The organism is Adhaeribacter pallidiroseus, from assembly GCF_003340495.1.
Classification (GTDB): Bacteria; Bacteroidota; Bacteroidia; order Cytophagales; family Hymenobacteraceae; genus Adhaeribacter; species Adhaeribacter pallidiroseus.
Genome location: NZ_QASA01000001.1, coordinates 899,021 through 922,890, shown reverse-complemented (window position 1 = coordinate 922,890; position 23,870 = coordinate 899,021). Strand labels below are relative to the sequence as shown.

General features: G+C 43.3%; 17 protein-coding genes. 10 read left to right on the top strand and 7 right to left on the bottom strand.

Annotation, left to right across the window (positions count from 1 at the left end; translation table 11 throughout):
* Nucleotides 1-67 precede the first annotated feature (67 nt).
* Nucleotides 68-1,435: a sensor histidine kinase gene (locus AHMF7616_RS03435; RefSeq protein ID WP_115371610.1), complete on the bottom strand. Its 1,368-nt coding sequence runs from the start codon at nucleotides 1,433-1,435 to the stop codon at nucleotides 68-70.
* Nucleotides 1,425-2,801, bottom strand: a complete 1,377-nt coding sequence (locus tag AHMF7616_RS03430) for a sigma-54-dependent transcriptional regulator (RefSeq protein ID WP_115371609.1) — start codon at nucleotides 2,799-2,801, stop codon at nucleotides 1,425-1,427. Before AHMF7616_RS03430 ends, AHMF7616_RS03435 begins: the two co-directional genes overlap by 11 nt.
* Nucleotides 2,802-3,311: 510 nt before the next feature.
* Between AHMF7616_RS03430 and AHMF7616_RS03425 the strand changes: the two genes are divergently transcribed.
* From AHMF7616_RS03425 to AHMF7616_RS03410, 4 genes are all read left to right on the top strand, one after another.
* On the top strand, nucleotides 3,312-5,708 hold the full coding sequence (locus AHMF7616_RS03425; protein ID WP_115371608.1) for an ABC transporter permease: 2,397 nt from the start codon (nucleotides 3,312-3,314) through the stop codon (nucleotides 5,706-5,708).
* Nucleotides 5,709-6,126: 418 nt separating this feature from the next.
* Nucleotides 6,127-6,609 (top strand): hypothetical protein, encoded by a 483-nt coding sequence (locus AHMF7616_RS03420; RefSeq protein ID WP_115371607.1) that lies wholly within the window; start codon nucleotides 6,127-6,129, stop codon nucleotides 6,607-6,609.
* Nucleotides 6,610-6,701: 92 nt separating this feature from the next.
* On the top strand, nucleotides 6,702-6,944 hold the full coding sequence (locus tag AHMF7616_RS03415; RefSeq protein WP_115371606.1) for a hypothetical protein: 243 nt from the start codon (nucleotides 6,702-6,704) through the stop codon (nucleotides 6,942-6,944).
* A gap of 206 nt (nucleotides 6,945-7,150) precedes the next feature.
* Nucleotides 7,151-7,747, top strand: coding sequence for a hypothetical protein (locus AHMF7616_RS03410; protein WP_115371605.1), 597 nt, complete (start codon nucleotides 7,151-7,153; stop codon nucleotides 7,745-7,747).
* Between the two features lie 59 nt (nucleotides 7,748-7,806).
* On the opposite strand, the gene AHMF7616_RS26305 is transcribed toward AHMF7616_RS03410, so the two are convergent.
* Nucleotides 7,807-7,977 carry a hypothetical protein gene (locus AHMF7616_RS26305; RefSeq protein WP_158546089.1) on the bottom strand — a complete coding sequence of 57 codons (171 nt, stop codon included), beginning with the start codon at nucleotides 7,975-7,977 and terminating at the stop codon, nucleotides 7,807-7,809.
* 351 nt (nucleotides 7,978-8,328) lie between these two features.
* Between AHMF7616_RS26305 and AHMF7616_RS03405 the strand changes: the two genes are divergently transcribed.
* Entirely contained in the window at nucleotides 8,329-8,784 is a 456-nt protein-coding gene (locus AHMF7616_RS03405) for a tellurite resistance TerB family protein (protein WP_115371604.1), read from the top strand.
* Between the two features lie 60 nt (nucleotides 8,785-8,844).
* On the opposite strand, the gene AHMF7616_RS03400 is transcribed toward AHMF7616_RS03405, so the two are convergent.
* Both AHMF7616_RS03400 and AHMF7616_RS03395 read right to left on the bottom strand, forming a co-directional pair.
* The gene (locus AHMF7616_RS03400) at nucleotides 8,845-9,222 is read right to left on the bottom strand and encodes a hypothetical protein (RefSeq protein ID WP_115371603.1); all 378 of its coding nucleotides are present in this window, start codon (nucleotides 9,220-9,222) and stop codon (nucleotides 8,845-8,847) included.
* Nucleotides 9,223-9,361: 139 nt separating this feature from the next.
* Nucleotides 9,362-9,970, bottom strand: a complete 609-nt coding sequence (locus AHMF7616_RS03395; protein WP_115371602.1) for a hypothetical protein — start codon at nucleotides 9,968-9,970, stop codon at nucleotides 9,362-9,364.
* Nucleotides 9,971-10,287: 317 nt separating this feature from the next.
* Here AHMF7616_RS03395 and AHMF7616_RS03390 point away from each other — a divergent pair, with 317 nt between their 5' ends.
* From AHMF7616_RS03390 to AHMF7616_RS03370, 5 genes are all read left to right on the top strand, one after another.
* Nucleotides 10,288-12,135 (top strand): M61 family metallopeptidase, encoded by a 1,848-nt coding sequence (locus AHMF7616_RS03390; RefSeq protein WP_158546088.1) that lies wholly within the window; start codon nucleotides 10,288-10,290, stop codon nucleotides 12,133-12,135.
* 278 nt (nucleotides 12,136-12,413) lie between these two features.
* Nucleotides 12,414-14,726: a TonB-dependent receptor gene (locus AHMF7616_RS03385; RefSeq protein WP_115371601.1), complete on the top strand. Its 2,313-nt coding sequence runs from the start codon at nucleotides 12,414-12,416 to the stop codon at nucleotides 14,724-14,726.
* Between the two features lie 6 nt (nucleotides 14,727-14,732).
* Nucleotides 14,733-15,557, top strand: a complete 825-nt coding sequence (locus AHMF7616_RS03380) for a DUF4249 domain-containing protein (RefSeq protein WP_115371600.1) — start codon at nucleotides 14,733-14,735, stop codon at nucleotides 15,555-15,557.
* Nucleotides 15,558-15,677: 120 nt separating this feature from the next.
* Nucleotides 15,678-16,247 carry a Crp/Fnr family transcriptional regulator gene (locus AHMF7616_RS03375; RefSeq protein WP_115371599.1) on the top strand — a complete coding sequence of 190 codons (570 nt, stop codon included), beginning with the start codon at nucleotides 15,678-15,680 and terminating at the stop codon, nucleotides 16,245-16,247.
* Nucleotides 16,248-16,315: 68 nt separating this feature from the next.
* The gene (locus tag AHMF7616_RS03370) at nucleotides 16,316-17,176 is read left to right on the top strand and encodes an alpha/beta hydrolase family protein (protein ID WP_115371598.1); all 861 of its coding nucleotides are present in this window, start codon (nucleotides 16,316-16,318) and stop codon (nucleotides 17,174-17,176) included.
* A gap of 286 nt (nucleotides 17,177-17,462) precedes the next feature.
* Here AHMF7616_RS03370 and AHMF7616_RS03365 read toward each other — a convergent pair whose 3' ends face one another.
* Nucleotides 17,463-18,944, bottom strand: coding sequence for a glutamate synthase subunit beta (locus AHMF7616_RS03365; protein ID WP_115371597.1), 1,482 nt, complete (start codon nucleotides 18,942-18,944; stop codon nucleotides 17,463-17,465).
* On the bottom strand, nucleotides 18,937-23,490 hold the full coding sequence (gene gltB, locus AHMF7616_RS03360; protein ID WP_115371596.1) for a glutamate synthase large subunit: 4,554 nt from the start codon (nucleotides 23,488-23,490) through the stop codon (nucleotides 18,937-18,939). The genes AHMF7616_RS03365 and gltB overlap by 8 nt, the downstream gene beginning before the upstream one ends.
* Nucleotides 23,491-23,870 lie beyond the last annotated feature (380 nt).

Genomic DNA, 23,870 nt, shown 5'->3' with positions numbered 1-23,870 from the left:
GCAGATCAATCACGTACCTCTTTTGTTCCTTCAAATTTTTAAACTTAAAGGCTTTTAATTAATCTGCTCAGAATAGTAAAGAAAAAATGGTTTGCTTACCCGCCGTGCTGTTCACCCGCAAAGTACCGCGGTGCAAGCGCATTATCTGGCGCGATAAACTTAAACCAATCCCCGAACCTTCTTTTTTGGTAGTGTAAAAAGGAATAAAGATTTTATCTATAATTTCTTCCGGAATGCCTGGGCCATTGTCTTTTACATCAATCCGCACGCGGTTATTTTCCATGGCATCGTAATAAGCAAAAATTTCTACTTGCGGGTTTTCGCATCCGGAGCAGGCTTCCATCGCGTTTTTTACCAAATTAATGAGTACTTGGCTTATTAATTCGGCATCAGCAGCTATTTCCATGTCTTCTTTAGGTACATGCAAAGCAAATTTTACCTGGTGGTAGCCCATTTCGGTGCGCATCAACGAATCGAGTTGCTCAAATAAAGATTTTACTTTTACTGGTTTCAGGTTAGGTTTAGGTACCCGGGCTAGTTTGCGGTAATCGTGCACAAAATGCAACAATCCTTCGCTGCGTTTCTCAATGGTTAATAAACCCGTTTGCACATCGGCCATTACTTCTTCGTCCACGGCTAAGTGCCCCCCTGCCGTTTGGGTAATTAAATCCTGGGCTACTAAATCGTGAATGCTGGAAGCCAAGGAAACCACCGGCGTAATAGAATTCATAATTTCGTGCGACAACACCCGGATTAATTTCTGCCAAGCTTCCAGTTCCTGTTCTTCCATCTCGGAACGGATATTTTGCAGCGATATAATTTTTAACTGTTCGCCCTGTAGTTGTAATTGCGTCGCGCGTAAAACCAAAGAAGCCGCGCCGTCTTCGCGGGAGATGGAAACCAACTTACTATCACCGGTTTCCAGGCTGTGCAGCGTAGCCATTAGTTCCAGGCTTATCCGCTCCAGCGACTTGATATTTTTTAAATAGGGCAACCGCAATAACTCTTTAGCCGCCTTATTAAACAATTTAACCTCACCGTCGGCATTAAAAGTCATTACGCCGATACTCATGTGCTCCACTATGGTTTGCAGATACAAATGATTGGCTTCCTTTTCGGCTTTTATCCGCTGAAAGGCTTCAATTACTTCGTTAAACTCGTGGTAAAGTAATTTAAAGGTGGGGTTTTTACCTTCCGGCGAAAATCGTTGAGTGAAATCGGAATACCGGATGGCGCTAAAAAACCGGGTTAACTCGCGGTTAGTTTGCTCTACGTACTCGATTAAAAAATAAATCTGGGCAGCAATGAGCAAAGCCAGGCAAAATGCCGAAACGTACCAATGCGGATAAAATAAGATAAAGGCCAGCAAACTGATCGTAAGTACCAGTTTACCAATTTTTAGAAGCAGGCGGGCGCGAAAGTTATTATAAACCATGCTTCTCAATCCGACGGTAAAGCGCAGTGCGGGTAATGCCTAATTCGCGGGCCGCGTGCGTAATGTTGCCCGCGTATTTCGCCAGCATTTTCTGGACCATTAATTTTTCCAGAGCATCCAGGGTTAAATCAGCATCCAGGTTGGGCTCGTTTTTAACAGGAGCCGGTGCAAAGCCAAAATCCGAAATCTGTAAAGCTTTTTCATCACTCATGATAACCGCGCGCTCAATGGCGTGGTCGAGTTCGCGGATGTTGCCCGGCCAATGGTACTGCGTTAATTTTTGAATGGTTTCTGCCTCCAGCTCTAAACTTGGTTTTTGATATTTACGACGGTAATTGGTTAAAAAATGCTCCGCCAATAACTTAATATCTTCTTTGCGTTCCCGTAAGGGCGGTAATTGAATTTCTACGGTATTAATGCGGTACAGCAAGTCTTGCCGGAAGCGCCCCTGCCCTACCATTTCGTGCAAAGGCATATTAGTAGCGCTCACCAACCGGATGTTAATTGGAATAGCCTTATTGGTACCCAACCGGATTATTTGGCGGCTTTGCAGCGCCGTTAATAATTTGGCTTGTAAGGGGAGCGTTAGGTTACCGATTTCATCTAAGAACAGGGTACCTCCCGAAGCCGTTTCAAAACGACCCGCCCGGTCTTCTTTGGCATCAGTATAGGCGCCTTTGGCGTGCCCGAACAACTCACTCTCGAACAAAGTTTCGCTCACTGCTCCCAAGTCCACGTTAATAAAAGCTTCTGTGCTGCGCGCCGATTTACGATGCAAGGCCCGGGCGGCTAACTCTTTTCCGGTTCCGTTTTCGCCCAAAATCAAAACATTCGCGTCGGTAGGTCCTACTTTTTCTATGGTTTGATAAACCTTTTGCATGGCTGGTGAAACCCCAATAAACTCACCATAATTTTTCTCGATGGTTTGGGTGATATGCTGCTGGCGGGCCATTAAGTGCTGCACCTGGTTTTTGGATTTCCGTAACTGGGTAGCCGATAAAAGCGTAGCCAGCAATTTTTCGTTTTGCCAGGGCTTTAACACAAAATCGGTAGCGCCTTCTTTTAGAGCTTTTACCGCAATTTCCACGTCGCCGTAGGCGGTAATTAATATAACTACGGCATTGACGTCGCGTTCCAAAATTTCTTTTAACCAATCGAACCCTTCTTTGCTGGACGTAGCTCCCACCGAATAATTCATGTCCAGCATAATTACATCAAAATGCTCGTTTTGCATCAGATAAGGAATGCGGTTAGGGTTAGACTCGGTGCGCACGTAGGTAAAGTGCTGTTTTAAAAAAATCCGGCCAGCCGTTAAAATATCTTCCTGGTCGTCTACAATTAAAATCTTCGCGTCGGTTTTAGCCATAAAAAGGCATGTCTGATAAGTCTGATTATAATGATATTGCTATTTTATAGAAATACTATAACGTAATCGGTGAATTTGTAGCAGCCTTGTTTTGGTGAATAGGCAGCACAACTACGGTGCCACCAATCATTGGGTAAAGTAGCTAACTCGCAATCAAGCTTTTAGTAAATTCTTTAGGTTCAAATATAATAATTTAAACAGGCAAGTGTCCATTTTCAGGCAATATATGTTCGGTATCGTACAGTATTCCGGGTTGTATGCGTTAGTTGCTTTTATAAAATGCTCATAATCAACAACAATTAAAAAGTGGCATTTTAATTGGCATTCGCTTGTTTAAACTGCAATTAATTTAGATGTAGCTATCGAAGTGTAGATAAATATAATGCCGCTTGTTGCGAGAAAAATTAAGTTCTGTATTTAAATTGCCCTGCTCCGCGCCCAAATCTAACTAGGACCAAACCCGGTAGATTATCGGAGAAGTAATTACTTCAGAGAATAAAAAATCGGCCTATGTTAAAGAACTACTTAAAGATAGCCTGGCGTAATTTATTACGCAACAAAGCGTACTCGGCTATTAATATTGCGGGATTAGCAACGGGCATTTCGGCATGTATTTTAATCTTTTTTTATGTAAAAGATGAGCTTACCTACGAGCAACATTTTGATAAATACGACCAAATTTACCGGGTAGTAACCGATATTAACCTGCAGGGCCAGCAAGATAAATTTGCCCGCTCGCCGGCCCCGCTGGCGGCGGCTCTGCAAAAAGATTACCCCGAAATACAAAAAGTAGCCCGGCTTTTACCCATTGGGAAACAAACCGTATGGCTCGAGGACAAGGCCTTTAACGAAGAAGACTTGTTTTTCGCCGATAGTACGTTCTTTGACATTTTTTCTTACGAATTTTTAAAAGGTAATCCCCAAACCGCCTTGCAGAATCCCCGCACCGTGGTTATATCCGACCGGTTAGCCGAAAAATACTTTGGTTCCGTAAACGAGGCTTTGGGCCAGGTATTACAGTTTAGCAAAAACGCACACGTGGTAACCGGCGTTTTTAAAGATGTGGGGCACACGCACATTAAGGCGAACATGTTTTTGGCAGAACGTACCTTAAAGTACAATACCGTTGACTCGGCTAATTATAGCTGGTTTGGCATGAATTGGTTTACCTATGTTTTATTGGATGGCCCGAATCAAGAAAAATCGTTTCAGCAGAAACTGGATCAGCTTTACAACCAGGAAGTTGCCCCCTGGTCGGAGAAGTACAAAGTAAGCGCCCGCCTGCGCTTTATGTTACAACCTATAACAACCATTCATTTAAATCCGGACCGGACCTACGATATTTCGCCAGCGGGCAACAAATCGTACGTGTATATTTTTGGGCTGGTAGCCGTGTTTATTTTGTTAATTGCCTGTATTAATTACATGAACCTAGCAACGGCCCGTTCTACGAAACGATCCCGGGAGGTAGGATTGCGCAAAGTGGTCGGCGCGCATCGGTCGCAGATCATCTGGCAATTTGTGGGCGAATCGGTAATTCTCACCTTAGTGGCTATTTTGCTGGCCGTGGCCTCAGTAGAAATTATGCTACCTTTTTTTAATAGCCTAACCGGCAAAAATTTTACGCACGGGGCCTTTGTGCAGTTTTCTTTTATTGCCACCCTGGCGGCAATCGTGCTATTTGTGGGCTTAATTGCCGGTAGTTATCCGGCCTTTTATTTATCAAACTTTAAACCGGTAGAAGTATTAAAGTCCGATAAAAATCCGCGCAACAGTAATGCCTTTTTCCGGAAAGGTTTAGTGGTAGTACAGTTTACTATTTCGCTTATATTAATCAGTGGTACCGTAATTGTTTACCGGCAGATGCAATTTTTAAAAAATTCAGAGCTGGGATTCCGGAAAGAGCAATTGCTGGTGATTGAAGTACCTCTCGGCGACACTATTTTAACCAACCATTTACCCGCCGTAAAAGCCGAGTTATTGCAGCAGCCAGATGTGGAGAAAGTCTCAACGAGCGTCCAGATTCCGGGCGAACGCGCCTCTAGGGCTTTAGTACAAACCAAACAGAATGACCTGATTATCGAGAAAACCATGGCCGCCATGTTTGTAGACTATGATTTCCTGGATCTGATGGGTATTAAACTGACGCAGGGCCGTAATTTCTCCCGGAACCATACGAATGACCATAAAAATTCCTACATCATAAACGAAGCAGCCGCTCGGGAGCTTGGCTGGAAAAAGCCCTTGGGTAAACTGCTGGTAATGGGCGATAACGATTCCAGTTATGTGATTGGCGTGGTTAAAAATTTTCATTACACGTCGCTACACCATAAAATCGAACCTTTGGTAATTGCTCTAATACCCGCCACACCGGCTTACTTGCTGGTTCGGGTAAAACCAGATAATCTACCCAGAACCATAAAAAAAATTGAAACGATTTGGAAGAATTTTGATCCGAAACACCCGATGGAGTATTACTTTTTAGATGAAAACTTTGCCCGGCAATACCGTTCTGAAGAAAAGATGTTGACTGTATTTGGCTATTTTGCCGGCCTCACCATTTTAATTGCTTGTTTGGGTTTATTTGGTTTAACCTCTTTTACCGCCGAACAGCGCACCAAAGAAATTGGTATCCGCAAAGTACTGGGTAGCTCGGTAACCGATATTGTTATTTTGCTTTCAAGGGATTTCGCCTTGTTGGTGTTTATATCCATGGTGCTGGCTTGCCCGGTTGCTTGGTACGGTATGCATTACTGGTTGCAGGATTTTGCTTACCGGTTGCCTATTCAGTGGTGGATTTTTGTGCTGGCTGGCGTAGCCGCACTGCTCATTGCTATGCTTACCGTCAGTTTTCAGGCGGCAAAAGCGGCCTGGCTGAATCCGGTAAAGGCGCTCCGATCGGAGTAATTTATTTGATTTGATTCTCTGGTTTTTTAAAAAAGAGCCATTGTAAACATAAAATTTGTTTGTTTTTGTTAAGAACCCCACCGATTTGCACAAGCCTTCTGGGCTTGTGTAATCGCCGGGGAAATAAGAAACCCTCCTGAAAGAGGGATTTTTTTTGCCCTAAAATTAACGTAGTCTCGTGTAGCCCCGCATTTTTGTAAATTAAAACAGCCGCACCAATCTATTTATTTGTTACAAAATGACGCTTTTACGAATTTTTATTAGCCTGAAAAGCTCGTTTAAACGTATAGATAGCTGTTTTTTAATTGAATATTCTTTTAAAAACCATGTTACTTTTTAGTACTTGTTTTCCTTTTTTTAGATCAAGGATGCTGGTAAGTTTATAACGTCAAAAACAAACAATACCTGAAGCTGCAATATGGCAACGCTGGAAATAATGGAAGAATCGTTAGTTTGGCTTTACAACAAGCATAAAGAGAACCACACAAACATGTGGGATATCTCGCAGTTTGTGAAGTCACTCGGCCTGCCATCCAGTAAGGAGCAAGCATGTTTGGAGTTGGGTAAACAGAGTACTTTTAATACCAAGAATACGAATCAGAGTTACTGCCTTTTTACTTCCGAAGGTATTTCTACTGGTCAACAGCTAGGTACTTCGGCCGAAATAATGGCTTTAACTCTAAAAGTTCTGGCTCATTTAAAAGTTTCTAAAAATGAATACTTTGATTTAACTACCATCCCGGCATTACAAGATCAAGACTGGAATCTGATAGGCGATTTAACAAAATATTTGTTAAAAAAGAATTTTGTAAAGATAAAAGGCATAGACTCTACGGTTTATGCCCAGATTACGCCGTTTGGATTGCAGTTTGTGCACGCTTGTGAGGCAACCGCCTGTTAATTTTATGTAGCTAGCCAGCGCCGCTAGTGTAAATAGAATTATCAGGAAGTTTTGAGATTAGTAAGGTTAGTTTTTTACCGGGATGAATAAAAATGAATAGGCAAAATCTCAAAACACGCTTTATGTTACTAGTGTTTATGCTTTTGCTAAATACAAATGATTTTAAAATAGGGTCAGATAATGAAATTCAAACCAGGTTATTACCAAATTTAGATAAAACCTGGCCTGGTCTAGTAACTAATGATTACTTAAATCGGGAGCTTAAAAATAAAAGAGAATCGGTTATTCCTTCCCAAACACCGGAACAGGTAAATAAAGCGGTTAACTCCTATTAAAAATAATAATTGCCTAATGGGGCAGTATTTATAAAAAGTTTTTTTAGTATACTTTATTAGTTGGTTGGTGTTTATCGTAAGGCCGTGTTTTGCACGGCCTTACTTTTACCCGCGATAAAGTTTTAATCTGAAATATTAATTTTTAAAATTTAGTAATACTCGTAATAGCTCAATGGGTTTAAAGCGGCATATAATTATTACAGTCTATGAACGCGCCACCACCTGCGGCAAATAAGTTAACCTGGCTACTCGGATCTGTACATTTTATCCGGCAGCATTTTTTGGTAATTGCGGGCCTTGGTCTTCTTTCTGGGATTGGCCGCGTTATTCAGCTAGGTAGCTTTGGGGAAATTAGTTCTTTTCAGTTCATTTTATTAGAAATAATTATTGAATTAGCCCGAGTCATTTTATTTCTGTACGTTTTAGGTTTTGCCAATGTAAAAGATGGCTTATTACGGCTGAAGCGGCTATTTATCCATAAAAATACCCGCAAGCTAAACTGGGCTTTGGCCAAGCAAAATTTAAAAAAAGAGCGGCTGTCGTTGATAATAAACCTTTTTGGATTTTTACTAATTGCGGCAGGTGTTAATTTTCTGATTGATTTATTGGCATACCAAACATGTCTCTATCTTACGTTAAAAAGTCATCAGATTTTGGCTGAATCTAGTTCCGAATGGACCATACTGCTGTTTTTTAAAAATATTTCCATTATTCCTTTTACGCTGGTGTTTGAGGCTATTTTTCTGCTCTGGATTACCGGTAAGTTTAAATCTAATAAACACTATTTTATAAATAGCTTGTAAAAGCTACCGCGCTCTTTTGTAGGAACAGAAACGAAAAAGCCCCTTAATTGGGGCTTTTTCTATAATAAGTGTTTTAAGAATTGAAGCACTTCCTGCGAAATCTGGTTCAACTCTTTCGGGTCATATGGTTCTGGTGCTTGCTGCCGATTCATGAATGCATTCGCTAAAATATTTAGCCCGCGGGACACCGCTTCGTATTCTTCTTCTTTTAAAACAGAGTAGTCCTTCATTTGCGTAGAGTTTACATGTGAACGACAAGTACAACTAAAATCAGGCTAAATTTAATTAAACATTTATATATTTAGATTAACCTTTACTATTATCAAGTAAACCGGATTATTTACTCGGTGAGTGCAGGCTAACTCAAAAGGCTCATTGTTTTTTTAAATTTTACCCTTTCCAGTAGGCATAATCAAAGCACATAATAAGCTTTTGTTTTCTACTCATACTACTAATTTTAGTTTAGAGCAACCATCCCGGTTAAACAACCCTGGTCTTTTATTGTTAAAAAGAAAATTCTATTGAAGCATTTTTCAGTTTTATAAAATTTTTAGTTACTTAGGCTATTGTTATAAACAATTATGGGACTTTTTGATACTGTTTTAAAACCAACTCACCCGCCTGTTATTTACGCGCCGCAATCGGAAGCCGAAGCCTGGATTGCCATTATGTTCAGTTGCATGGCCGCCGACGAGGAAATATCAGATGCAGAAACCGAAAAACTTTCTCAAATGATTGTTTACAAAACCTTATTCCACGACTATGATAAGGTAGAACTGTATAAAACAGCCATGACCCGCCAGTTGCAACTGGGTAGCAAAGAACTAATCGACCGTAGCGTAGATAAGGTATCCCTAGAAAATAAGCCAACTCTTTTTGCTCTGATTGTAGAACTCTTATTAGCCGATGGGATTTTAGCGGATAAAGAAAAAGAAATAACGGATTACGTAGCCAGCGCTTTAGATTTAGACGAAAGTGTGGCTACTAAAATTATTGAAGTTATACTGATTAAAAATAAAGGCAATGTTATTCTTTAAACAAAGCCTGCACTAAAACCTAATTACCAGCTTGTCTTGCCCTTATAATTAGTTAAAAACTTAGTGCCCTAATTCTTTTAAAAAATCATCGAGCATTTCTTTACTATAACCAATGCGGCGCGCATAATCTAAACATAGATTATATTCCGCTTCGGCCACATGACCATCTTGCACTACCATCATTACCAAGGTTTGTAGTTCCATGGTTTTTTGCAAACCTTCTTCCGGAATTATAAAACTGAGTAGCGGCAAATTGTCGGCAATAGGCCGGGTATCTTCTTCGGTCAAATGTAACTTTCGCCCAATATCTACTAAAAAATCGCTTTCCTGCTTATCTAAATATTTATCGGCAACCGCAACCAGAATCAGATTCTGAAAAAAAGCAAGTTTCTTTTGCGGGGTATTTAATAACTCATCGAACGAAGTGGTGGTAGCCATATTTTAAAAATTTAGTTGGTCAGAGTACCTCTTTACCGCATTACAAGCTTAAATGTTTTACTAAATAGAAAAGCTCTTTCGTTAAAAATAAACTATTTTATAAATTTCAGGATGAATCCGGAGTAAGCTTCTGATTTAACTATTCGTTTTTATCAAATATTCTTTTAAACCAGCTTTTGGGTTTTTCTTCTTCTTTCTTTTTACGTCTAAACCAGCCCCCCGAATCTATTTTTTTGTTTTTTCGGCTATTTCGGTTATCATCTTTCCGGTTAAAAATGCCGAAGAGCTTTTTCTTTTCTTTTTTCTCTTTTACTAAAATGTACCTGATTGAAAAGCCGCTCCCTACACCACCCCATTCTTCGTGGTTTATATGGAAAGTTGGTTTTAAATCCAGCGATAATACCAAAGGAACAATGGGCAATTTTAACTCTGCTCCGGCAATCAAATCGCCCCCGTAATACGTACCATTATCTTTCAGGTGGCCAATGTGGGCGCCGGCGCCAAGATAAATATTAAACCCCGGGCCCAGAATCGGGAAATGCTGCTCTATTAAACCGGTAGCACTTACCTCCCGGCCACTTACGGCACCAATGGCCTCTAATGTGGTTTTTTTTAAAATTTTTTGTTGGCCGGTAAAGCCAAAGTCATTTCGCCCTATGCGCACCCCAACGGCCGACCGGTATTTTTGCGCCTGCACCGAAAATGTAAATAGTAAATGCAAAAAAAAGATTAAAATTACTTTATTCATAGAAGGTTAATTAACAAATGAAAATCAAACGAAACAACGGCCTTTTTTTTAAAATAAAGCTTTTTTTAAAAAAGCGATCGCGTTTAAAAGGTACACCCAGGATAGATAATTAAAGGCTTAAAAAAATATAATCCGGGCAAAAGCGTATATTTGAGTTTAGAAAAGCCATTTTATATTGCTTTTTCTTCCTACTGCATCTGCCTGGCAGATGTTGCCGACCTGTTGTACGCAAAACAAACGACCTGCTTGCCGTTCTGCGGTTACGTACCGCCTGTGAAAAAATAAACTTAGTATTTGTTTCACTTATTACTTGATACATGAATAAAATTTATGTTTTAGCCGTTCTCGTTGCTTTATCTATCCACACACTGGGAGCAGCGCCTAATTCTTATCGGTTTACTTTGAACCTGATTCAAGTACAGGACGATAAAATTCAGGTTACCTTACAAACTCCAACCATTCTTGCCGCCGAAACTATTTATAATATTCCTAAAATGGTGCCGGGCACCTACTCCGTCGATAATTTTGGCCGCTATGTATCCGATTTTGCCGCCTACGACCAGCAAAACCGTTTACTAGAAACAGAGAAAATCGATGATAATCGATGGAAAATAAAAAACGCGCCGCAACTAACTAAAATAACTTATCTGATCGACGATACTTTTCAGGATCAGGTGGCCGGACACCAAATATTTGAACCAGCCGGTACCAATATCGAAGCCAACCAGAACTTTTTAATTAACACGCACGGCTTTATGGGTTATTTCGACGACCTAAAACGGTTACCCTACGAGGTAACCGTTTTAAAACCAAAAAATTTTTACGGATCAACGGCTTTAAAAGCTACTAAAACCTCCGCCACTGCCGACACTTACGTGGTACCGGATTACATGCAATTAGTAGATTCGCCGATGATGTACAACGTACCCGATACTACGGTTTTAAAAATTGGGGGAGCTGAGGTATTAGTTTCAATTTATTCGCCCAGTAAAATGGTAACCGCCCATTACGTGGGAGCTACTATCCGGTCCACGCTCGAAGCTCAAAAAAATTATTTAGGCGGCACATTACCCGTAGACCGCTACGCTTTTCTCATTTATTTATCGGATAAACCTAACAAAACCGGCGCTTACGGCGCTTTAGAACATTCTTATTCATCGGTTTATTACATGCCCGAAATGGCTCCGGAGCGGATTGCCCAACAAATTGTCAGCATTGCGGCCCACGAGTTTTTTCATATTGTTACGCCTTTAAGCATTCATGCCGAGCAAATACATGATTTTGACTTTAACAATCCGCAAATGTCGCGGCATTTGTGGCTTTACGAAGGAGTAACGGAGTACGCCGCTACCCACGTGCAGGTAAATCAAAAAATCATTGCACTAGACAATTATCTAAACAAACTCCGCGCTTACATTATTGGCGCCAATCGGTATAATGATACGCTGCCTTTTACTACCATGAGTCAAGGCGTACTCGAAGCTTATTCTCAGGAGTACGGCAACGTTTATCAAAAAGGAGCCTTAATTGGATTAGCTTTAGATTTAAAATTACGCGAATTATCAAATGGCAAATACGGCGTACGCAACCTCATGAATAGTCTTGCCGCGGCTTACGGCAAGCAAAAAGCTTTTAACGACGAAGAGCTATTTGATAAAATTGCCGGCCTTACTTACCCAGAAATTCGGGAGTTTTTCCGGCAATTTGTAGAAGGGAACAAACCATTGCCGTATACCGATCTTTTTAAAATAGTAGGTATCACCTACCAGCCCGAATCTGTTGAAGAAAGAGTTTCTTTAGGTCCATTTCGGTTAAATTACGATCCGGAAACGCAGAAGTTTGTAGTGGAAAAAATAGATGCGGTTGGCGCCTCTTCGCAAAAAGCAGCCTTACGTTCTGGCGATCAACTATTGGCTATCAACAAAAAAACATTTACCCGCGAAACAGCATCAGCTATTCTAAAAACAGAAGTTTATTCCCATCAGCCCAACGACAAAGTAAAAATTTTGGTGGGCCGGCCTAACAAACAAGGAAAGATAAAATTTAAAAAATTAACAACCCGCCTGGTAAAAACCAGGGAAGAAAAGAAATATGTATTAGCCATTGATCCAGCCGCTACACCGCTACAAAAAATAATTCGGGAAACTTGGTTGTATGGCAATTAATTTAATCCGGCTAACATCTCCTCCGGGCAAAGTAAACTTAAGCTCCAATCAGGCAAAAAAACTAAAAGAAAGCACTTCTAAGGCTTTTTTTTAAATTAACAGCGTCCGATAGTTTAAGGCCATAGAGCTGCCAGTCTTTTACAAGAATTATAATCAACCCACTTATATATTTTATTATTAATTGAGTTAACGGCGCAAACAACTAGCCCTTGAACGCGTTATAATGAAAGCATCTCTCAACTACCTACCAGTTTTATATATTCTCTGAAAACCCTCTCATGCGCTTTACCTTTTATTTTATTTGTACATTACTCCTGTTTGGCACAAGTGCATTACGCGCCTCGGCCCAGCGGCAATACACGATAAGCGGCTCCATCCGGGCCGATGATAACGGGGAAAGTTTAATTGGTGCTTCCGCTTATATTGCCGGTAGCAATACCGGAGCCACTACCAACGCCGCTGGCTTTTATTCTTTTCGGGTAGCCCCCGGTACCTACACCGTGCAATTTTCTTATATCGGCTACGAAACCATCTCGCGCCAGATTACGGTGGCACGCAACGTAAAACTAAATATAACCTTGCCCACGGCTGGTAACCAGCTAAAAGAAGTGGTAATCGAAGGTAGTGGTTTGCAGCAAAAATTTTCGGGTGCGCAAATGAGCGTAGAACAATTAACCGCCCGCGAAGCCAAACTACTCCCGGCCTTGTTCGGAGAAGTAGATATTTTAAAAACGTTACAGTTAAAACCGGGCGTGCAATCGGGCGGCGAAGGAACTTCGGGCTTGTACGTGCGGGGTGGCGGCCCCGACCAGAACTTATTTTTGCTCGACGAGGCTACCGTGTATAATGCCTCGCATTTGTTTGGGTTTTTCAGTGTTTTTAATTCCGATGCCGTACGCAGCGTTGATTTGTACAAAGGCGGGTTTCCGGCGCAGTTTGGGGGCCGCTTATCGTCGGTGGTGGATGTAAAGCTGCGGGAAGGCAACAAAGAAAAATTTGGCGCGACTGGTGGTATCGGTTTGATTGCATCGCGATTAACCCTGGAAGGACCTATTAAAAAAGGCAAATCTTCGTTTATTGTTTCGGGTCGGCGCACTTACGCCGACGTGTTTACCCGTTTGGCCAACCGGGCTAACGAAGACGATCCGGAATACAATCCCATCCCGGATTATTATTTCTACGACCTGAACGCCAAAGCCACTTTTGATCTTTCGCCTAAAGACAAATTGTTTATGAGCGGTTATTTAGGCAACGATGTATTCGGTTTTAGGAACAGCGGTTTTAAATTTGATTTTGGCTGGGGCAACAAAGCGGCTACCATTCGCTGGAACCACGCCTTCCATCCTAAACTATACGCCAACACCAGCTTTTCTACATCCAGTTACAAATATACCATCACCAATAAACTCGATATTTTTAGCTTTAACCTCCGCTCCGATATTCAGGATTACGCAGCCAAGCTTGATTTTGATTATTTACCCAATAATGCCCATAAAGTAAAATTCGGGACCCATTACACCTATCATAAATTTCTGGTAGGCCGGTTTCAGGCGGGAGCCGAAGACAACAGCTTTAATTTTGGCGCGGGTTCCCGGTACCGGGGCAGCGAAATAGGCGTTTATCTCGCCGACGATTATCAACCTTCGCCCGTTTGGTCGTTGCAGTACGGCTTGCGGTATTCCGGATTTTTAAACGGCAGCACGTATTTTCATGCCTTGGAACCGCGAGCGGCGGTGCGGTACAGCCTCTCGGAGAACACGGCACTTAAAACCAGCTTTACCAGCATGCGCCAGTACATTCATTTGGTAAGTAATTCCGGAGCAAGCTTACCCACCGATATCTGGTACCCCTCTAACCCAGTGGTAAAACCACAACGTTCTACGCAGGTAGCCCTGGGATTGAGTCATTTATTTAACGGGGGCGAGTATTTGTTTACTCACGAAGTGTATTATAAATGGATGAAAAACCAGGTTGATTTCCGGGATGGGGCGCAGCTTTTTGTGAACGATAATTTAGACGAAGAATTTTTATTTGGCCGCGGCGATAGCTACGGAAGCGAATTTTACTTAGAAAAAAAAGAAGGCCGCACTACGGGCTGGCTGGGCTACACCTTGTCGTGGTCTAACCGTAAATTCGCCGAAATTAACAACGGCAAACGTTTCCCCACCCGGGCCGATCGCCGCCACGATATTACCGCGGTGGTACTGCACCAGTTAAACAAGCGCTGGCACCTAACCGGCACCTGGGTATATGGTACCGGGGTTGCTTATTCTCTGCCTGTAGGCCGGTTTGGGTTACAGGGCCAGCCGGGCGACGACATCTCGATTGTGCCGGTTTACCTGAACCGCAACGCCTTCCGGCAAGCGCCCTATCACCGCCTGGATGTGGGTGCGGTTTACAAACTGCGACCACGCCGCGGGGAATCTGATTTAACCTTTAGCGTGTACAACGCCTATAACCGGCGCAATCCGTATTTTGTGTATTTCGACGAAGAGAAAGACAAGCAGACTGACTTGCCGTTGTCATTCAAAGCCAAACAAGTTTCTTTGTTTCCAGTAATTCCTTCCGTTACCTATAACTTTAAATTTTAAAATTTTATGCGTCTTCGCGTTCGAATATACTTTTTACTATTAGGGCTAGCTACCTTTGCCGGAACCAGTTGTAACCTGGAAAAAGAAATTGACATTGATTTGCCCACCTACGAAAAGCAAATGGTAGTGGAATGTTACCTGGAACAAGGAAAACCCGCTCGTTTAACGCTTCTGGAAAGCACCGGCTACCTGGAGGCCCCTTCGCTTAATCTGATCGAGGACGCCACCGTTACCATTTCGCACCACGGCCTTACCGAAAATTTAACTTATCAGCCAGCGCTGGATAGGAACACCGGTAAATACTACACCCACACCTCCGACTACCTCGTGCAAGGGCAACCCGGCGATGTTTTTGCGCTGTCCATCACCGATCCGAAAGGAAGAAAATTAACGGGCACCACTACTATTTTACCCCCCGTACCCATCGACACCGTTGAGTTTAATTTTAATGATCGTAATCAAGCCTTAATTGTTACCAAGTTTAAAGATGATGCCAATACGGCTAACTTTTATCGTTATTCTATTCACCGCGACAGTTTGGAAGGAGAAACCGAGATCAGCTATACGGCTTCGGATGAGTTAAATAACGGCGAACCATTTGTATTTGGCACCGGCTACGATTTTGAAACCGGCGATTCCGTGATTGTAACTTTACAGCATTTAGACCAGGCGTTTTTTGATTTTCAGGAATCAGTGGAGGAAGCCAAGGATGCTAACGGCAACCCTTTTGCGCAACCGGGCCGGGTTAAATCTACGGTACAGGGCGGATTGGGCGTTTTTACGAATTTGGTTTACGATCGCCGGAAATTAGTGGTACCTCCTAAGAAGTAAACTTTGCCCTATTTTTAAAAATTATACTGGTACTTGGTAAACTAAGCCCTGCCAAAAACAACTTTTAAATTAAACCATTTAGTCTTCTTAGTTTGCACCACCTAAGTACTATATTACTGCATGCATCCTGCTTTATGCAAATTCTTGGAAGGCAAAATCAATCTTTCTGCTGCTCATCAGGAATTAATTAACCGTTGTTTCCAACCCAAGTCTACCAAGCGGCACGAAATTCTGGTGCCTAAAGGAGCCATTGCCAAACACGTGTACTTTGTGGTGAAAGGTTGTTTACGCGTTTTTTTAACCGGGACAGATGGCAGCGAATCGACACGCTTTTTAGTATTTGAAGGACGCATGGGTACTGCTTTTCCCAGTTTTATCTTACAGCAGCCCTCCGTGGCTACTGTGGAAAGCCTGGAACCTTCGGAATTACTGGCCCTTAATTTCCCCGACCGGCAGATGCTGTTCCAAGCAGTACCCGGCTGGGAAACCATGAACCGGATCGGCATCGAACGCGATTACATTGCCTCTATCCAACGAATTGAAAGTTTTATTACCCTGGATGCCCAAGCCCGTTACCAGGACCTACTCCGGAGCCATCCGGATATGATTAAGCGGTTACCGGCCAAAATTGTGGCGGATTACCTGGGCATTTCTCCGGAAACTCTGAGCCGGTTAAAAGCCAAAAAATAATTTCTTGACATTTGTCATTTTTCTTAAAGCTGACAATGCCTTGTTTTAGGTAGTCAAAACCTACATCTATGCAGCCAGCACTTATAATTTTATTCTTGTTTTTAGTTCCTTCCGCTACTTTTGCTTCTACAAATCCGGAAGTTCCTATTGGAGAACGAACCTTTACTTTCCACGATCCATCCCGAAATCGCCCGGTGATAACCGAAGTTTGGTACCCTACACCGGATACCTTGCGGCAAACCGACAAACACTTTTCCCCTTTTACACGGCGGTATACGGTGCGGAATGGCAAATTAGTTGCCGGTAAAAAGCCATTGATTTTGCTTTCTCATGGCACGGGGGGTGGCCGGCTAACGCTCGAGTGGTTTGCCCAAGCTTTAGTTCAGAATGGCTTTATCGTAGCGGCCGTAGATCATTGGGGCAATACCTACGATAACAAAATACCCTTAGAATTTTTAAAACCGTGGGAGCGGCCCTTAGATATCAGTTTTGCTTTAAGCGGCTTGATCCGGGATCCCGAATTTGGTAAAATAATTGATCCGCAAAAAATCGGAGCTGCTGGTTATTCTTACGGCGGTTACACCGTTATAGCTCTGGCAGGTGCTATTTTGGATTATAAAACGTTAGTTACTTTTTATAAAACCACCGGGCACAAAGAATTAGAAATACCGGAACTTCCCGGGTTAGCCAACCATTTGGATGACAATGCACTTTTAACAGCAAAAAAACACCTTCCCTCCTTAAAGGACAACCGGATAAAAGCTTATTTTGCGATTGCTCCAGCGCTAGGAGCAGGATTTACGACGAAAAAACAATTTCAGGCGGTAAATCAACCGGTATACCTTGTTGTTATGCAAAGTGATAGTATGGCACCCGTTCAAACCAACGCGAGGCATTATCATCAACTCCTCGTTGGTTCTAAATACTAAGAATTTCCGGGTAAAACCGGGCATTATGTAATGCTTAATGAGGCCATATCGGAAGTTAAAAAATCTGAACCCACCTATTTTGCGGATGATAAGAGTGTAAACCGGAATCAGGTTCACGTTATAGTAGGCGTTTTAGCCAGCAATTTCTTAAACGAAATATGGAAATAAGGCAGATGGTTATCGGTCGTACTTTAATAACTATTAAAAAACACTTCCACTTGGTTAAAAATAAAAAAGCTTCTGTATTTATCAGAAGCCTTTTATATTTTTAAAATTTTAGTTGTTTTTAAGCAAACATAGCGGTGTTCAGCATCGAGATATCGCGGGCTTCTAACTTGGTGGTACCGGTTAAGTAAATATCAATGTTACGGGCGGCTTCCCGGCCTTCGGAAATGGCCCAAACCACTAATGATTGGCCCCGGCGCATATCCCCGGCGGCAAACACCTTTGGAACGGTAGTTTGAAAGTTATCGCCTGATTTTACGTTACCCCGTTCGTCTAGTTCTACTCCTAATTCCTGAATCATGCCATTATGCTGGGGATGCACAAAACCAATCGCTAGTAAGGCCAATTCACAAGGAATAACGCGTTCTGAGCCGGGCACTTCCTGAAACTTTGGTTTTTCGCCGGGAGCGGCAGTTACCCAATCCATTTGCGCAATCTTAACGCTTGTCAGGTTACCATTTCCATCTCCCATAAATTCTTTGGTAGTTACAGCCCAATTCCGATCACAACCTTCTTCGTGGGAGGTAGAGGTGCGCAGCTGCATGGGCCAGTTAGGCCAAGGCGTAGAAGCATCTCTTTCCTGCGGCGGTTTGGCTAATACTTCAATCTGGGTGATGGATTTGGCCCGGTGCCGGTTTGAAGTTCCTACGCAGTCAGAACCCGTATCACCCCCACCAATAACCACCACGTTTTTATCAGTAGCCCAGATCTCTTCTTGCGGGGCAAATGCTTTACCGCTGATACGGCCATTTTGCTGGGTCAGAAAATCCATAGCGAAATACACGCCTTTTAAATTGCGGCCCGGTATGTTTAAATCCCGGGGTACGGTAGATCCTCCTGTTAACAGCACCGCATCAAACGAACGCATTACATCGGCTACTTTAATGTTATCGCCTACGTTAGCATTGGTTTTAAACACCACACCTTCGTCTTCCATTACGCGTAAACGACGGTCTACTACCCATTTCTCGAGTTTAAAATCCGGAATACCGTAACGCAACAAACCACCTACTTTATCAGCCCGTTCGAAAACAGTTACGGAGTGGCCTACTTTATTTAACTGCGCTGCTGCGGCTAAGCCAGCCGGGCCGGAACCAATTACGGCTACTTTTTTACCTGTGCGTACGGCGGGCTCTTTAGCACGCACATAACCTTTTTCAAAAGCTACTTCGGCAATGCTTTTTTCAATTTCTTCAATCGTTACCGGTGGCTTGTTGATACCTAGTACGCAAGCCGCCTCGCAAGGAGCCGGGCATATACGACCAGTAAACTCCGGAAAGTTATTCGTCGAAAATAATATTTCAGCGGCTAATTCCCAGTTTTGCTCGTACACGGCATCGTTGAAATCCGGGATAATATTGCCGAGCGGACAACCACTGTGGCAAAACGGCACGCCGCAATCCATACAACGAGCGGCCTGGGTTTGCACTTTATCCTCCCCGAATGGTTCGTACAGTTCGTTATAATCGTTAACCCGTAATTTGGGGTCTCTTTTTTTCGGCAGTTCTCTGCCGTATTCCATAAATCCGGTTGGCTTACCCATTGATTGCTACCTCCATATTGCCTACTTCTACTTCGTGTACCAGTTTGCGGTTCTGCAGTACTACTTTGTAGTCGCTCGGCATAACTTTAATAAATTGTTTAACAGTATTTTCCCAGTCGCCCAATAAAGCGGCGGCAACATCGCTGCCGGTAAATTGGTGGTGGTTGTGGATTAAACGGTGTAGTTCCTGCAAATCTTCTTCTTCCATGGTATCAAATTCCACCATTTCCATGTTGCACCGACCGGCAAATTGTTGGTTCGGGTCGAACACGTAAGCAATACCACCACTCATACCCGCGGCAAAGTTGCGGCCGGTATCTCCTAAAATTACGGCTACCCCTCCTGTCATGTACTCACAACCATGGTCGCCTACGCCCTCCACTACTGCTTTCGCACCGGAATTACGTACGCAGAATCGTTCACCGGCTTGGCCGCGAATGTACGCTTCGCCCGCGGTAGCGCCGTAGAAGGCCACATTGCCCACAATGATATTTTCGTTGGCGTTAAAGCGGACAGTTTTAGGTGGGTATAGAATTAAATGCGCGCCGGATAAACCTTTACCGAAGTAATCATTCGCCTCCCCTTCTAATTCAAACTTAATACCCGGCGCACCAAAAGCCCCAAAGCTCTGACCAGCCGAACCAATAAATTTAAAATGAATGGTACCGGCTGGTAAACCTACCCCTTTGTATTTTTTTGAAATTTCGTGCGACAACATGGTGCCGGTAGCGCGGTCGGTGTTGGTAATTCTAAAATCACCGGTTACAGGATCAGCATATTCTAAAGCGGTTTTAGCTGCTTCAATCAAGTCTACATCCAGCACCACATCTAACATGTGTTCCTGCTCTTCCTGCTTGTAAATACCTACTCCCGGACCTACGTTTTCTTTGTACAACACGCGGCTTAAGTCAATGGATTTGTGTTTCCAATTGGTAATATTATCGCGCATTTCCAGCATGTCTACCTGGCCTACCATTTCGTTTACCGTCCGGAAACCTAATTCCGCCATAATTTCGCGTAATTCCTGGGCTAAGAAATGGAACAAATTTACCACGTGCTCCGGCTTGCCGGTAAATAAGGCGCGTAGTTCTTTATTCTGCGTAGCCACTCCCACCGGGCAGGTATTTAAATGGCATTTGCGCATCATAATACAACCTTCGGTAATTAAGGCGGCAGTAGCAACGCCCCATTCTTCGGCGCCTAATAAAGCCGCAATCGCTAAGTCCCGGCCGGTTTTCATCTGGCCATCGGCTTGCAGCACAATGCGGCTACGCAGTTTGTTACGGACTAAGGTCTGGTGCGCTTCGGCCACCCCTAATTCCCAAGGCAAACCCGCGTGTTTAATCGAAGAAATCGGCGAGGCCCCGGTACCACCATCAAAACCCGAAATTAAAACAACATCCGAGAAAGCTTTCGCTACTCCGGCGGCTACCGTGCCTACCCCCGCTTCCGATACCAACTTCACGTTAATACGGGCTTTGGGATTGGAATTTTTTAAATCGAAAATCAGCTGGGCCAAATCTTCAATGGAATAAATATCGTGGTGCGGCGGTGGCGAAATTAAACCTACCCCCGGCGTTGAATGCCGCACCCGGCCAATCCAATCGTCTACTTTATGACCAGGTAACTGACCACCTTCGCCCGGTTTGGCGCCCTGCGCCATTTTAATCTGTAATTCTTCGGCGTTAGCTAAATAATAGCTGGTTACCCCAAAACGACCCGACGCCACTTGCTTAATAGCCGAACGTTCCCAATCGCCGTTAGCTTTACGCTCAAACCGGATCTCGTCTTCGCCACCTTCGCCGCAATTGCTTTTACCACCAATCCGGTTCATGGCAATGGCCAGAGTCGTATGGGCCTCATGCGAAATAGAGCCGAAGGACATGGCGCCGGTAGCAAATCGTTTGAATATATTTTCGATTGGCTCTACTTCCTCAATCGGAATAGATTTGCCGGTATTTTTAAATTTTACTAAACTCCGCAGCGTAGCGGCTTTTGTACTTTGCTCGTTTATCAGATTAGAGTATTTTTTAAAAATCTGATAATCGTTGGCTTTCGTAGCGTGCTGCAGTAAGTGGATCGTCTGGGGATTAAACAAATGGAATTCGCCGCGGCGCTTCCATTGGTAAAGACCGCCAACCTCCAGCTTCGGATTCGGGATGAACTTCTCGGGGTAACCTAGGCGGTGTTTCACCAAAGCTTCTTTGGCAATACCTTCCAGAGTTAAGCCCCCAATCCGCGATACGGTACGCGGGAAATATTTATCGATTACTTCCTGGCTGATGCCCAAAGCTTCGAAAATCTGGGCGCCTTGGTATGATTGCAGGGTAGAAATACCCATTTTGGAGAATACTTTCAATAACCCATCGCTGATTGCTTTGATGTAGTTATAGAACATTCTCTCCTGCGTTAAATCGGCTTTTATTAAACCGTTAGACCGCATTTGCACAATAGTTTCAAAAGCCAAATAAGGGTTTACAGCCGAAGCGCCGTAGCTTATTAAGGTCGCAAAATGATGAACTTCCCAAGCATCGCCGGCTTCCACCACAATACCTACTCGGCCGCGTAAACCTTTCCGCATTAAGTGGTGGTGCACGGCCGAAGTAGCCAATAAAGTGGGAATTGGCGCGTGACTGCTATCAATGCTGCGGTCCGAAAGCAGAATGATGGAGAAACCATCTTCTACGGCATCGGCCGCGTACTGGCAAATTCTTTTTAAAGCACGTTCCAGCGAATCGGCTTGGCCATCGGCTTTAAAATAAGTATATATGGTTTTGGTCTGGAAATAAGATTGATCCAGGAACCGTAATTTTTCGAGTTCGTTGTTGGTTAAAACCGGGGTATGTAATTCTACCTGGCGGCAATGCAAAGGGCTTTCTTCGAGTAAGTTTAACCCCCCTCCTACGTACGATACCAACGACATAACCATGCGCTCCCGAATCGGATCGATGGGGGGGTTCGTTACCTGGGCAAAAAGTTGTTTAAAATAGCTCGAAATATGCTGGCTTTGGTCGGATAAAATAGCTAAAGGCGTATCGGTACCCATAGAACCAAGCGGTTCCTTGCCCGTTTCGGCCATCTCGGCAATAATGGTTTGCAAATCTTCGGAAGTATACCCAAAGGCTTGCTGGCGTTTTAATAAGGCTTGCTGCCCCGGTTGGTGAAAAGCACCCAGCGGTTCCGGCAAGTCCTTGATCTTCATTTTATTCTTCAGCCATTCTTTATAAGGTTGGCGGGTACAAATATCCTGTTTCAGTTCTTCGTCCGAGATGATACGGCCTTGCTCTAAATCCGCCACGAACATTTTACCCGGTTGTAAACGGCCTTTTTTCACAATTCGCGCTGGATCTACTTCCAGTACCCCTGCTTCCGAAGCCATTATAATTTTATCGTCGTCAGTAACTAAGTAGCGCGATGGACGCAAACCGTTCCGGTCTAAGGTAGCTCCTACAATCTTACCATCGGTAAAAGAGATAGAAGCCGGACCATCCCAAGGCTCCATTAAAGCGGCGTGATATTCGTAGAAGGCCCGTTTATTTTCGTCCATGTCTTCGTTGCCATCCCAGGCTTCCGGAATCAACATCATCATGACGTGGGGTAAGGAACGGCCCGCTAGTACCAGCAGTTCTACTACGTTGTCCAGGTTAGCCGAGTCGGATTGGGTTGGATCGCACAGCGGCAATACCATATCCAGTTCTTCGCGGGTAAAGTACTTCGATGAAAGTACCGCTTCCTGGGCGCCCATCCAGTTAATATTACCTTTAACCGTGTTAATTTCCCCATTATGGGCGATATACCGGAAAGGCTGCGCTAAACGGAAAGCAGGGAAAGTATTGGTGGAAAAACGCGAATGCACTACCGCCAAAGCCGTACACACGTTTTTATGGTGTAAATCCGGGAAATACGAACGTACTTGAGAAGTAGTAAACTGGCCTTTGTAAGCAATGGTTTTGTAAGATAAACACGCAATGTGGAAAGCATTATTTACATCCGGCATCTGTACCGATTCACGCACGAGCCGCGTGGTATAGTTGCGCAAAATAAATAATTTGCGTTCAAAATCATCGTTAGTGGTAACATGGTCAGGACGCTTTACAAAAACGTGCTCCATTTGCGGCTCTACCGCTAACGCACTCGGACCAATTTCGCTGTTATTCGTAGGCACCTGGCGGTAGCCTAACAACTGCATACCTAGTTTTTCGATGTTCCGGTTAATAATAGAGCGGCACTCTTCGCGCAAGCGTTTATCTTGCGGGAAAAACACTAAACCTACCCCGTATTGCCCAAAGGCCGGCAGCTTAATACCTAACTTTACGCATTCATCCACAAAAAATTCGTGCGGAATTTGCAGGAGAATCCCGGCGCCATCGCCCGTATTTTTTTCGCAACCACAGGCGCCGCGGTGCTCCATGCGGGCCAACATGTGCAACGCTTCTTCTACTATATCATGCGACTTTCTGCCTTTTAAATGCGCAACAAATCCGATACCGCACGAGTCATGCTCGAACTCGGGATCGTACAAACCGGTTTTTTCTTGATCAGACATGAACTTATCTAATTAATATATCTTGCAGTAACTAATCTCTATCTAGTGAAAACATCCATTAATGCTTGGTTTCCTTACAGTTACAAAATAAGGCTACTTTCGGTATTATAGATTTGATTTTATATCCTGGGTGCAGTGATGCGAACAGTATAATAATTTTATTGGAACCTTAAACTAATGATAAAAATACGGAAACAAAAATTTTAAAATAATCTACTTTGAACAAAATGGGTATTTAGCAGAATATTTTCCAGCAAAAAGATAAAAAATTTGCAAAAACGGCTACTAAATTTATCTTAAATTACAAAAACCATTTTTCTACAAGTCAGTTTTTAAATTTTTTTAAAATTTTAGCTAACCCTATACTTTCCTTTAAAATC